This window comes from Rhodococcus sp. RS1C4 (genome assembly GCF_002258225.1).
Lineage (GTDB): Bacteria > Actinomycetota > Actinomycetes > Mycobacteriales > Mycobacteriaceae > Rhodococcoides > Rhodococcoides fascians_E.
Genome location: NZ_NOXZ01000051.1, coordinates 68,225 through 80,293, shown reverse-complemented (window position 1 = coordinate 80,293; position 12,069 = coordinate 68,225). Strand labels below are relative to the sequence as shown.

At 58.1% G+C, this 12,069-nt stretch carries 11 protein-coding genes; all 11 read right to left on the bottom strand.

Annotation, left to right across the window (positions count from 1 at the left end; translation table 11 throughout):
* Positions 1-57: 57 nt before the first annotated feature.
* The 11 genes from CH289_RS26565 to argJ all read right to left on the bottom strand — a co-directional run bounded on the left by CH289_RS26565 (position 58) and on the right by argJ (position 12,038).
* Entirely contained in the window at positions 58-1,362 is a 1,305-nt protein-coding gene (locus CH289_RS26565) for an NtaA/DmoA family FMN-dependent monooxygenase (RefSeq protein ID WP_015586137.1), read from the bottom strand.
* Positions 1,363-1,468: 106 nt separating this feature from the next.
* Positions 1,469-2,050 (bottom strand): LOG family protein, encoded by a 582-nt coding sequence (locus tag CH289_RS26560; protein WP_256977574.1) that lies wholly within the window; start codon positions 2,048-2,050, stop codon positions 1,469-1,471.
* A 14-nt stretch (positions 2,051-2,064) separates the two neighbouring features.
* A complete protein-coding gene (locus CH289_RS26555; RefSeq protein ID WP_032365005.1) occupies positions 2,065-3,381 on the bottom strand; it encodes an FAD-binding protein in 1,317 nt (438 codons plus the stop codon).
* Positions 3,378-4,145: an adenylate dimethylallyltransferase Fas4 gene (fas4, locus tag CH289_RS26550; RefSeq protein ID WP_015586134.1), complete on the bottom strand. Its 768-nt coding sequence runs from the start codon at positions 4,143-4,145 to the stop codon at positions 3,378-3,380. Before fas4 ends, CH289_RS26555 begins: the two co-directional genes overlap by 4 nt.
* Positions 4,146-4,173: 28 nt before the next feature.
* Positions 4,174-5,112, bottom strand: coding sequence for a transketolase family protein (locus tag CH289_RS26545; protein ID WP_015586133.1), 939 nt, complete (start codon positions 5,110-5,112; stop codon positions 4,174-4,176).
* A 6-nt stretch (positions 5,113-5,118) separates the two neighbouring features.
* Positions 5,119-6,033, bottom strand: coding sequence for a 4Fe-4S domain-containing protein (locus CH289_RS26540; RefSeq protein WP_080730063.1), 915 nt, complete (start codon positions 6,031-6,033; stop codon positions 5,119-5,121).
* A gap of 13 nt (positions 6,034-6,046) precedes the next feature.
* Complete coding sequence (locus CH289_RS26535) at positions 6,047-7,246, bottom strand: cytochrome P450 (protein WP_094728885.1); 1,200 nt, start codon at positions 7,244-7,246, stop codon at positions 6,047-6,049.
* A gap of 95 nt (positions 7,247-7,341) precedes the next feature.
* Positions 7,342-8,193, bottom strand: coding sequence for an SAM-dependent methyltransferase (locus CH289_RS26530; RefSeq protein ID WP_032365004.1), 852 nt, complete (start codon positions 8,191-8,193; stop codon positions 7,342-7,344).
* Between the two features lie 39 nt (positions 8,194-8,232).
* Positions 8,233-9,084, bottom strand: a complete 852-nt coding sequence (locus tag CH289_RS26525; protein ID WP_015586129.1) for an SAM-dependent methyltransferase — start codon at positions 9,082-9,084, stop codon at positions 8,233-8,235.
* 610 nt (positions 9,085-9,694) lie between these two features.
* Entirely contained in the window at positions 9,695-10,003 is a 309-nt protein-coding gene (locus CH289_RS29085; protein ID WP_368665489.1) for a helix-turn-helix transcriptional regulator, read from the bottom strand.
* 874 nt (positions 10,004-10,877) lie between these two features.
* Complete coding sequence (argJ, locus tag CH289_RS26515) at positions 10,878-12,038, bottom strand: bifunctional glutamate N-acetyltransferase/amino-acid acetyltransferase ArgJ (RefSeq protein WP_032365003.1); 1,161 nt, start codon at positions 12,036-12,038, stop codon at positions 10,878-10,880.
* Between the last annotated feature and the right edge of the window lie 31 nt (positions 12,039-12,069).

Genomic DNA, 12,069 nt, shown 5'->3' with positions numbered 1-12,069 from the left:
CAGGAGCGTTTCTGATCATGGGATGGCCTCGGGAGATGGCGCGAACGAGCACCAAAACTAGAACTCACGAAGGTTGTCACGTAGATACACCGACGAATATCCCACCCGCGTTCGCCCAATTCGTTGTAAAGCTGGCACGAGGCCGTCGGTAATCTCAGCGATGAATCGGCGGGTGAGCGAGTTCGACCCGGTATAAATCAAGAATCCGTCACCGCCTACCTCGTCGACGATCTCCCCCATGCGCTCCGCTACGTGATCAGGCGTCCCCACCAGTTCGATAGACGGAGCGAGGTAATCAATGGTCAGCTCGCGCAGAGTTTTACCGCTACCGTGCTGCAGGAAGCTCTCCAGTGATGACTGCTCGCCATTGGTTGTCAAGTCTTGCGGAGGTACTTCGTCGAGCGGAAACTGAGAGAAGTCGATGTCGGTGACGAAAGACAGTTGCAAAAGAATGTTTTCGATGGCCCGGTCGCTGGTCATTCTCCGTTTATTCGCGGCCTGAGCCTCATCCATAGTGGCACCGAGTACTGGCATCGCGATGAAGAGAACCTTGATGTCGTCAGGGTCTCGACCGTGTGCCTGCGCCCGGTTACGGACATCGTCACGAAACTCCCGCATCGTCTCCACGGTGTTGACGTTGGCAACAATCGAGTCGGCGTACTTCGCGGCGAAGTCGCGGCCCTTGGGGGATCCGCCAGCTTGGACGAAAACTGGTTGCCCATTGGGTGGGTGCACCGTGTTGAGCGGACCCGCCGAACGGAAATGCTCCCCAGTGTGGTTCACTGCCCGAACAGTGCCGGGCGCAACATAAGTCCCTGACTCGCGGTCACGGACGATGTTGTCTCGATCCCAGGAATTCCATAGATCTCGGACAAGGTCGACGTACTCATGTGCTACCTCGTAGCGCTTGTCGTGCGGCAGCAGACGATCCATGCCGAAGTTGCGCGCGGCCTGATCTTGACCGGTGGTGACGATGTTCCATCCAAAGCGCCCACCAGCGATGTGGTCGACCGTAGAGACAGTGCGTGCCAGCATGTATGGGGGATAGAAGGCCGTCGACATCGTAGCGATTACGCCTATGCGGTCGGTCGCGGCCGCGATCACCGACGCCAACGGCACTGGGTCGTGTTTCGGCACCCACAGGGCGTGTTTCAGGTACGCATCGAAGGATCGCCCGTATGCATCGGGTACCGACACCGTGTCCTCGAACATCATGTAGTCGAATCCTGCGCGCTCTAGCGACTTCGCCATCTCGACATAGAATCGGCCATCCCATGGCTCTTCAGGCGGCGAGAAGTCGCCGGTGAAATCGTTAGCAAAGAAACCGACAAACCAGCCTAGGTGAAATTTTCGTACAGACATCGACGTGCCTCCAAATTTCGTATACGGACGAACTGGGTGGAACGTGAGCGATATAGAATGCACCGAGGACGGAGCAGATCTACCGGCCAGGCAGAAGTCCCACTAATTAGGGTGAGCGAATGGCCGCGATAGCCCCCTCGATGTCTTTGCAGACGATTACGCGAGACCGGGTTGCGGGGGTGATAAATCCTTCGACGGCAGCGTGCTCGATGTAGGAGAGCAAGGGGCGGTAATACTCGTTGTCGTTCAGCAGTACACAGGGTTTATTGTGAAGCCCCAGGTGTGACCACGTAAGGACCTCGAAGAACTCTTCTGCGGTTCCGACACCGCCGGGGAGGGCAATGAATGCGTCACCGAGTTCGGCCATGAGAGCTTTGCGTTGGTGCATGTCATGGACGACGTGTAGTTCTGTCAGTCCATGATGCGCAGCCTCGGGTATCGCAGTGAAGCTCTCAGGGATCACGCCAACGACGGTTCCGCCGGAGTCCAAGGCCGCGTTCGCGAGGGTGCCCATGAGGCCGACTCGGGCGCCACCATAAACGAGGCGCAGCTTCGATCTAGCAATCGCACGCCCCATCCCCTCTGCGAGCTTTCCATATTTGGTCCCGCGCCCTGGCATAGCTCCGCAGAAGACCGTGACGCTCTTGGGGGTCGGGCGGGCCTGTGCCGAGACCGTAGTCGCGGGCATTGGTCGAAGGTTCATCAGTCGAATGACATTCTGTATCCAGGGGCGAGGATCCTGTATGGGTCGAAGCGACGCTTAGCCCGTGCGATGGCCTGCCATCGCGAACCGAAGTGCGTACACCAATCTCCCGGTGACATGGGGACAGCATTGACTGCGTAGGCCACCCCGCCTACATCCCGAGCCTGTTCATAGAGCAGGCGGTTGCTGGCAATCATTCGGGCTTCGGCCCCTGGGGATGCTGTTCGAAGTACGGCCAACATGAAGAATGTGTCGCAGTGAGGAATCGGAATGAACGGTGCGGTGATCGGTGTTGTTGGAATCGGGTAAACCATGATCAGCCCGGAGTTTCCTAGGTCATCCGTCAATGAGGAGCTGGTAGTTTCGATGAACTGCTCGATCTTGTCTGCCGGGATCAGCAGGCTGGCCCATGGATGTGGATAGAACCACTCACCTGTGTGCCGAAGATCAAGCTCCTGATCCGCCATACGGTTGATAAAGTCACCATAATCTACGTCCGAGTTGTATTCGGCGCACGAATCGTATTGGAGCGATGACAACAGCGCATCGTCGTCTGGCCTTCGTGGTGGGGTGAAGTACTTGGCTAGGTCCAGTCGATAACGTAAGTGGCCGTCGGCATCGACACGAATTCGTCCTTGTACATGGTCGAATAGTCTGTTGGACATGGCGCGGAGTTGGTCGCCAAGGAATACGCCGAGGTTGGAATACTGCAATTTGTACTGTCGAACCGACTCGTGAGCAGCGGTCAGACGGATTGTCGCGTTGACGATTACGCCGAATTGACCGAGGCCGCCGCGCACGGCGTCGAAAAGTTCACTGTTCGATACGGCGGAGCATTCCCGAAAATCTCCCGATCCGGTAACTACAGCAAGAGAGTCCACGTTGTCGGTTTGCAAGCCAAAGCCGTGACTCGATCCCCCGAAGCCGCCGACCGAAAGCGTTCCGCCGACGGTGGTCCCGAGATAGTCGGTGAGTACCGGAGGGGTTTGCTGGCGGCTGAGCGTGGCAGCGACCACGTCGCTCCATCGCACACCCGCATCGATCGTGGCCTGCCCCGATCGAACGTCGTGGACGGTGTTGAACCTTTTCATGTCCAGCACGACTCCGCCATCTGCCTGGCATTGCCCGTAAGTCGAGTGTCCGGATCCGCGCACCGCGAGCGATAGGTTCCGCGCCGCGGTGTAGCGCAGGGCTTCCTGCACGTCGGCCACGGTCCGTGGCACGACAACGACGGACGGTTTCGCATGGATGCAGTTTCCGAAATCAGCCCCGGCGGATGTCAGGTGCACGTCGTCGGTGTGCCAGATCCCGCTCATCTGGCGGTCACACCTGGGGCACCGAAGGTTCTTAAAAATATTTCCTGCTGAAGGACGCCGTGCTCGACATACCGGCCACCCATTGATGCCGCCAGTTCGTCGAGCACCTCCGTGGTGAGGTCTCGGTTGGCCAACTCCTCTGGTGTTACGGAATGCGTGGCGCACCAGTCGAGTACACAGTCCAGACCCGCAACCGAGGCTATGAAGTTGTGCTGATCGCCTAGAACCCACGCTTCCGCCAGTTCGGTGAGTAAATTCCTGCCCGTTGAATCTCCCCGTAACATTTGTCGTGCCCTTGCGCACTGCTGGGCAAAGTAGTGTTGCCTATCAGGAATAGGCATAACATTCACGACAGCTGGGAACGGTAGGTTGGATATCGTTTGCGCGAATCGAAGAATGAGCGATATCGAACCGCCCTCCATTACCACCGCTTCGCCGCGATCAACGTACGAGGTCAGTACTTTTATCAGCCGGTCAAAGGCCTCGTCCGGATCGAAGTTGCCCTGATGTATGGTCCGGTTGTCGAGCCAAACGCGGTTGAGCCCTTCCACTTTCGCGTCGAACGCTCGACCACTGGTGACCAGGAGATCGGAGTAACACTGGATACGGTCGGCAACAACAATCGGAGCCGAGTGACTCAATGCCAACTTGCTCGCTTCGGCGCTCTTTCCAATTCCGGTGGCACCGACGATTGCGTATACGCCGGGTTCCCATCGCACCCGATCAAACCTTGCTTGCGTCTGTGCCATGGTTGATTCCTTCATCCCGATTCCTTTCTCTCGCGGGTCGTGCTCAGCCGAGGAAGGAATTGATCGAATTACTCAGGGAACGGGCGTCAAGTCCGTGAATGTGGTCGTGGTCGTCGGGGGTTCCGTAGTGGCGATCTTCCATCTCACGTCGAACGCCCAGGGAGAGCAGCCGATGGGGATGGCTGACGAGACTGGACGAGACTTGGTGCGCCGAGGTGCCTGCCAGATAGGGCTCGACCAACACGACGTTCGGACGGTTCACGGCTTGCACCGCGGCACACAGGCCCGTGGCGTCGAAGGGGCGAATCGTCGCCGCGTAGAGGATGGTTACGTCGAGCATGGAGGTTGCCGACAGCACCGCATCTAAACAGGGCCCGACTGCGAGGACGACTCCGCGGGTGCCGTACTTGATAGGTGTGAACGATGTCCCTCGGACCGCATGGGGGTAACGGTTGACCTGACTCGACAGCCGTAGGTAGACCCGTCCATCGCCTGGTAGCGATTCGAGGAGAAGATCGGCGGCCTCCTGTGGATGGCCTGGCACGTGAACTGTCCAGTTGGGCATCGAATCGATGACGGTGATATCGCCCGGGGTGAAATGGGAGAAGGCGAACTCCGACAAGTCGTAGGAGGCTCCCCAACTGACCAGGACTGCGCCGACATCTTGCTGGGCGAAGTTCAGCTTTATTTGTTCAAGAGGCCGCTCGACGAGAAAGGCGGCGACTGTGTGTACCACGGGTCGCATGCCACACATGGCGAGCCCGCCGGCTACCCCCATCATCAGCTGTTCCCTGATCCCTACGTTGATCACGCGGTTGGGATCTGCGATCGCGGCCGCTTTGAAGAGGTGGGCTCCGATGTCGGCCAGCACAACTACGGCGCGGGGGTCTGTTTCCAATGCACCAGACATGGTCGTTCCGAATGCGGTCCACATGTCAGTGTGGTTGAAGGACTTTGGTTCTTGCGTGTCTGCGGAATTCATGGCGATTCATCTCTGCTGAATGGACGAACGGGCCGATTGCCGAGTCACGGTGGCGACCACCGCGAGCGGTCTGTCGTTGTGATCTCGATTCAGTGCCGCAGCGATCTCCTCATGGTCAGCACCGTTGATGTTGATTGTGTCCCAACCCTCACCGTCGAACCGTTTATCGATTCCATGCGGCCAACCCATACTTGCCGTGCCGTTGTCCAGGACGATGACCGTCAGTTGGTTCAAGCGCGCGCGTCCTGCAAAAGCCATCGCCTCGTGGTTGCTGCCCTCATCGAACTCTCCATCGCCGATGAGCACGAAGACTCTCGGTGCGTGACGATTTTGTATACGGAGTCCCATCGCGACGCCCACTGCGAGCGGCAAGCCATGGCCGAGCGAGCCACCCGACATTTCTACACCCGAGATTTTGGTTCGATCCGGCGCGAAGCCGAGTGGTGAGTTCTTTGTCGCCCAGGTATCGAGGAGCTCTGGTCGGAGGAACCCTTTGGCCGCAAGTACCGCGTAGTAGGCCATCGGGCCGTGACCTTTGGACAGCAAGAAGCGGTCCCTGTCGTCGTCGTCGGGGCTCTCGGGGGATACGTTGAGGATTTCGTCGTAGAGTACCCACAGCACGTCCATCGTCGATGAGGATGAGAACGAGTGCCTTTCGTCTCCCCGCATACGGGAGATCAGAGCAGGCAGATCGTCATAGCTGAATTCGGTTGGCTCTTGTCGCATCGCATTCTCTTCGAAGCGGATAGCAGTAGCTGGGCAGGAACGTGCAGCCGCGCGTACCAGCGAATGGTTGTCTGGGGAAGGTTTGTCCACGAGCAATGTGACTGTGCCGTCGTTACTCTGCTCGAAGACCTCGGGCGCGACGAGCACGCACTGACCGGAGCCGAAACACCTCCGCTCGTTCACGACGACTTTCATGACCGCTCGCTTCTCACCACGTCAGCTGTAGTTCTTCGAGGCCGAGAACAATGCTGGCGGAGCGGAGCCGAACGTCGTGCGAGGGTGAGAGGGCTAGGTCGGGAAAGCGCCTCAGTACCGCCGGCACGGCCGTGCGCAGGGTCATCCGAGCGAGTGAATGCCCAAGACAGAAATGGACGCCATGCCCGAAGGCGAGGTGACCGGCTACTCCCCTGGTGATATCGAGGTCGTCGGGTCTGTCCGTCAGATTGCTGTCGCGATTAGCGGCCAATAGGGACGGGATGACGAAAGATCCTGCCGGAATGGTCACCCCGGCGATTTGCACCTCGGTTACTGCCATGCGCTGTGGCTGCGAATGGGCGACCGACAACCACCGCAATAATTCCTCAATTCCGGAATTGACGCAGTTCGGGTCCTCGATCATCATGGCGGCTTGTTCCGGGTGATGCAAAAGGGCCAGTACACTGAGGCCGATCATGCTTGCTGTGGTCTCGTGTCCACCGAGCATGATCAGACTGATGATGCTGATAAGTTCGTCGGTGCTGAGGTTGTCGCCAATCTTGCGCGCCAGAATTCCCAACAAGTCGTCACCGGGTTGTTCCTGCGCACGGGTAACCAGGGTGGCCATGTATCGACGGTCTTCTCGCTGGGCAACCGCTCGTTGTTCTGCAGATGCCGACAGATCCAGGAGGCGTGCTGTTCGATCTCGCAATTCGTCGCGATCGGCATAGGGCACTCCCAACAGCTCACACAGTACGAGCAAAGAGACTGGTAGCGCGTAACGGTCCATAAGGTCGGCGGGTTGCCCGGCTTGCTCGAGACCATCCAATGCACTGTCCACTATCTCTGCGATGCGCGGCTGCAGGCGACTGAGCCGGTGCACTGAGAACTCCGCAGCAAGGATATGACGCAAGCGGGTGTGGTCGGGGGGATCGAGTCCGATGAGGTTACCGGCGCGCATGGCGGCTAGTTCATCTTCAATCACATCGCCGCCGCTGGGTATTGCGAACATTGGCGTGTGGGCGTTGCTGAACCGGTTTGAGTCTGCGAAGATTCGCCGGACGTCTTCGTAACGGCAGACGAGAAAAGCCGGGGCCCCGTAGAGTTCTCCTACTGGGATAACACCGTCGCGGTCACGGACCTGGGCGAGCTCTTCGGTCGGGTTCAGGCCGTTGCGTCGCATTTCTAAAGGTAAATCAGCCGTTCCGGCCATACCGGAATCCCTTCGATTGTTTGTAGAAGGACGAAGTGGCGCGCCGATGCCGAGGATCGCTGGCGCGTGGATAACTCGGATATCTCAGGCCACCGCTACAGACGCTCGCACGCGATAACCAAGTAGTCGATGCTGCGTTCGCGGAAGCCCTGGAGGAATGGTTCCTCGACACCTGTGCGCAACGCTGCCTGGTTGCGCAGGTCCCAGTACGGGATGGCTTCGTCGGTGTATCGCTGAACGTGATACGGCACCAGACCATTTGCTGCCAGAGTTTGGAAATAAGTACTGCGGGTGTGCATAGCGCACTGATATTCTTCGTCGATCAACCGTGATGCCTCGGAACGCTCAGCAACTACGTCGTTGCGGCACCAGGTGACTGCGACATAGCGGCCGCCGGGGCGCAGCAACCGGGCGAACTCGGTGAACGCCTCCCCTAGGTCGACACACATCGTGGTTTCGTTGGAGACGATGTAATCGAAGGTGTTGTCCTCGAAGGGGGCCTGAACCATGTTTGCGAAGTGGAATTGCACACGGTCCGAGCTCCCGCGTTCACGGGCCAACTTCTCTGCGAACTCGACATGGTGAGCGCAGTAGTTCACCCCGTCTACCCGGCAGCCGAATCGATCAGCGATTGTGAAGGTCGTTCCGCCTCGCCCCGATCCCGCGTCCATGACACGAGAGCTCGGTGAGACCTCCCCTAATGCATCGACGATAAGGTTGATTTCCAGCGACTCCATCCGGTGAAGTTCGCGCAGGATCAGTGACTCCCGCAGCTCCGCAGGTGCAGCGAGTACAGAGTGATCGTAGTCACCGATTCCGTAGTGGTGGTGGTACAAGCCGTCTTCAGTGCCCAGCAGCAGGTTGATATCGTCGGATTTTTTGGCATCCCAGTAGCGGCGCTGCTGTACGTCATGCTGGCCGAGGACTGCCACGTCGAGGTTCGGCATTTCAGGCTCCTTCAAGTTTGTGGTTTCCGGGTGGATGTCTCAGATGCGTTCGGCCGCAATCACTAGGTAGTTCAGTGAACCGTCGCTGTAGCCGCTGAGGAACGCATCCTCAACGCCGGTGCGGAGTTTGCTGTTGTTGCGTAGCTCCCAGTACGGCATAGCTTCGTGTGTGTACTGAGCCACGCGGTACGGAATCAGGCCGTTTGCCGCGAAGGCCTTGAAGTAAGTGCTTCGGCGGTGCATTCGGCATACGTAATGTTCATCGATCTGCCTTGTCGCGTCCGAGCGTGGGTCGACTGCGTCGTTGCGGCACCAGGTGGTCATTACGTAGCGACCGCCCCGTCGCAGTAGGCGGGAGAACTCGGCCATTGCTTCGTACGCGTCGGCGTACATCGTCGTCTCGTTTGAGACCACGAAATCGAAAGTGTGATCAGGAAATGGTGCCTGCAGCATGTTCCCGAGGTGGAATTGAACGCGGCTATCCCAACCGCGTTTGCGTGCGATCTGCTCGGCGAACGCGACGTGATGTTCGCAAAAATTGACGCCGTCGATTCGGCTCTCCGTCGCTCCAGCGAGACGAAAAGATGTTCCCCCGCGACCTGACCCGGCATCCATGCCGCGAGAGTTGGGCGGCAAAGGACCGAGGGCGTCGAGGATCAGTCCGACTTGATCATTCTCCATTCGATGCAACTCTCGCAAAATCGCGTTCTCTCGCTCCTCACCTACGGAATCCAGAATAGAGCGGTCGAAATCGCCAATCGCGTAGTGATGGTGGTAAAGATCATCATCAGCGCCCAGTAGGAGATTGATGTCATCGGTTGTTTTAGCGTCCCAGTGAGCTTTCAACTCACGTTCATAGCTATCGCGCGCATATTGATCTGCCGAGATCATCACAGTCTCCTTCTTCGGTTCTCCCCATCATTTCTGTATCTCAAGTCGACATGTCGAATGAACCATTGCGACCTGCAAGGTCGGCGACTTGATGATGTCTTCGACGCTACTTATCGAAATTAATTGCGGAAATACCTCCACAGCTCTTCGTCGCGAAGCGACAAAACTTTGGCACCGTGCGACAAGTGGGGTCGAAGTCCCCTACGGGGTCCAGTGCAGGTAGGCACCCATCTGCGCCGGCCGTGAGGAGACCATGGAAGCCGCAACCGGCCAACGATCAAGTCCTCGGAGTCGGGCCCTCCAAAGTCGACAACGACTACAGCCACGTCTACCGCGAGAACCCGCAGATCAATCGTCTTATGCCGTGAAGGCGATGCCCCGATCGGCGCGAGTGCGCGCGGACGTGACGGAGTTGCGTGGTAGCTACCGTGGACGGATAGCCGGACCGTCACTACCTCGAGCAAGGTCAAGAATTTTGTCTTGATGAATCCGTCACCCGGTCGTGTACTTGTTGCCCAGCGAGTTCGATCACGTCGACGCGGCGCGCCGGTACGAGAACCTTCGTTCCGGTCTTGACCACTCGGAATTGATCGGTGGATGTGTTCTCGAATTAGCTGGGTTCCGCGTAAAACCTTCTGAATTCCGAAGGCGAGCAACCCTTCAACTCGCGAAATAGCCGAGAAAGTCTCGACTGGTCACTAAGCCCCCACCGCGCACTGATGTCGCCTATCGGTATCTGTTGTAAGCTTGGGTCGATCAAATCGGCAGCGCACCTTTCAATGCGCTCATATGCTATATAAGCGGACAGAGTTCGCTCCTCTCGCTCGAAAGCGCGATGCAGCTGACGAACCGATACATGTAGTTTGCGCGCGAGTAGGTCGGGATTGAGCGTGGGATCAGAAAGATTCTTCTCGATCATCAAGCGCGCCGTCGCTACGAGGCCGGATTGCTGGTCAGGCGGTGCGTGGCCATGGGGCGGGTGCATTCCTTCCCACGCCAGTAATCGAACGGCTGAGATGACATTATGAGCCGTGAACGTGTTCAGCATTCCAATTTCTCTCGAAGTAGAATGTAAAGTATCTGAGAGTATTTTCCCCGTACCTTCAGCGTTTGGCACAACGCGAAGACCTCGACCCGAGGCGGCGTCGAAGTCTTCTCTTGAGCCCACCCTCTGCCGTAACGTGACTACCGCTAAACAGCTGGCACGGGTTACAGTCATTGTATAACTGTAATCGCTATAGTATAGGCCAATGCCTCCACTCTTCAGCGATATTTGGACGCCGTTCTGCGACAGAATTACTTCGCCCGATAAGACGTATTGAATCCTCACGGAGAATCGTGGATCGGCTTCGAGATCAACCTGTCGACGAGTAATTTCTCCTGGTCCGCACCGAATCGACGCTAAGCTGTCCCCATCGACTATTCGCGCAGTGAGTCGTGTCATACACTGTCGTTCAGGCGCGTGACACGCGGTTCCGTACACGGTGTACAGCTCGTGACTACGCTCTTCGCTAGATGCGTGGTCGGAAGTTTTGATCAGAGTTGTGGCATTGCGGTCGTTATGGGCATTGTCTCGGAACCTTTTTGAAGGTTCTCTATCGGTTGCAGCCATTTTCGCCCCCCGGCGCGAATCGTGTTCGGTCTTTAATTTGCTCATGTCCAGAGTCCGGCAGAACCGGCAACATCAACGGCCACAGGCGACGTGCTGTAACGGCTTCGACAGGTCGAGGCGTCGAGGCCGGATGCCCACTCCACGTTACTGCGGCCTGTTGGTGAAGTGATTGGAGTGATCTCTATGTGGTGTAGTCCGCGTTTATTCGAATGTATTCATCGGTGAGGTCGCAACCGAACACTCTCCAGGTGTCGGTGCCGATTCCGAGGTCTACGTTGATCTCGACGGTGGCAGTTGCAAGGTGTTCACGAACCACCTCGACGGTGTCGTGCTGGTCGAGTGACGAGCTCGGATACACATCGATGTCCGCGAATGCGACTCGGATTCTGTCGGGTTCTATGTCCACCTCGTTGCTACATTTTCCGATAGCCATGAGAACTCGACCCCAGTTGGGGTCTTCACCGTGGATCATCGTCTTGACCAAGGGAGAGTTGATGATCGACTTCCCGACCACGCGCGCTTGGCGCTCGCTCGATGCACCCGAGACCGTAGTGACGATCAGCTTGGTCGCACCTTCGCCGTCGCTGGCAATCATTTTCACCAGATCCGTGCACACTTCCTCGAGAGCCTGCTCGAACTCGGTATCGGGTACCGGGCCGGCGGCACCATTGGCGAAGACCGCCGCTGTGTCGCTGGTGGAGGTGTCGGTGTCGATCGAGACCGAGTTGTAGGTGCGGTCGACAACGTCACGAAAGATTCGGTTGAGCGTGTCCTGGGGGACGTCGGCGTCGGTGAAGACAAACGACAGCATGGTCGCCATGTCCGGTTCTATCATCCCGACGCCCTTCGCGATTCCAACGATGGTGCTGGTGCCGACGGCTCGTTCGGAGACCTTGGCGCGGGTGTCGGTGGTCATGATCGCTCGGGCCACCGCGTGCGCGTCGAGTGGTGTTCCCTGGCCGAGCCCGTCGAGTCCGGCGCGGATGGTGTCCATCGGATATTGCACTCCGATGACTCCGGTGGAGGCCATTATCAGGGCATCGGGTTCGATTCCTACGGTTCGTGCGACGGATGCGCGTATCTCGCTGGCGTTGCGGAGCCCTTCCGCGCCGGTCGCGACGTTGGCGTTCTTCGCCAACACGAGGACCCCGCGCGGACTGGTCTGCTCGATCGAGGTCTTGCTCAAGGTGACGCAGGGGCCCGCGAACAGTGACTTCGTGAAAACGACCGACGAGGTGCACGGCCTGTCGGAGATGACCATGGAGAAGTCGTCTTTACCTTCGTCTGCCAGTCCTAAATGGGTTGTCCAGCAGTGAAACCCTTGTGGGGACGCGGCGCTCATGTCTGCCCTTTCTGATCCGTGTGATGTCGAA

Bases quoted from the DNA above. Each gene is read 5' to 3' on its own strand.
- CH289_RS26565 (WP_015586137.1), bottom strand. From the start codon at position 1,362: ATGTCTGTACGAAAATTTCACCTAGGCTGGTTTGTCGGTTTCTTTGCT.
- CH289_RS26560 (WP_256977574.1), bottom strand. From the start codon at position 2,050: ATGCCCGCGACTACGGTCTCGGCACAGGCCCGCCCGACCCCCAAGAGC.
- CH289_RS26555 (WP_032365005.1), bottom strand. From the start codon at position 3,381: ATGAGCGGGATCTGGCACACCGACGACGTGCACCTGACATCCGCCGGG.
- fas4 (WP_015586134.1), bottom strand. From the start codon at position 4,145: ATGAAGGAATCAACCATGGCACAGACGCAAGCAAGGTTTGATCGGGTG.
- CH289_RS26545 (WP_015586133.1), bottom strand. From the start codon at position 5,112: ATGAATTCCGCAGACACGCAAGAACCAAAGTCCTTCAACCACACTGAC.
- CH289_RS26540 (WP_080730063.1), bottom strand. From the start codon at position 6,033: ATGAAAGTCGTCGTGAACGAGCGGAGGTGTTTCGGCTCCGGTCAGTGC.
- CH289_RS26535 (WP_094728885.1), bottom strand. From the start codon at position 7,246: ATGGCCGGAACGGCTGATTTACCTTTAGAAATGCGACGCAACGGCCTG.
- CH289_RS26530 (WP_032365004.1), bottom strand. From the start codon at position 8,193: ATGCCGAACCTCGACGTGGCAGTCCTCGGCCAGCATGACGTACAGCAG.
- CH289_RS26525 (WP_015586129.1), bottom strand. From the start codon at position 9,084: ATGATCTCGGCAGATCAATATGCGCGCGATAGCTATGAACGTGAGTTG.
- CH289_RS29085 (WP_368665489.1), bottom strand. From the start codon at position 10,003: ATGATCGAGAAGAATCTTTCTGATCCCACGCTCAATCCCGACCTACTC.
- argJ (WP_032365003.1), bottom strand. From the start codon at position 12,038: ATGAGCGCCGCGTCCCCACAAGGGTTTCACTGCTGGACAACCCATTTA.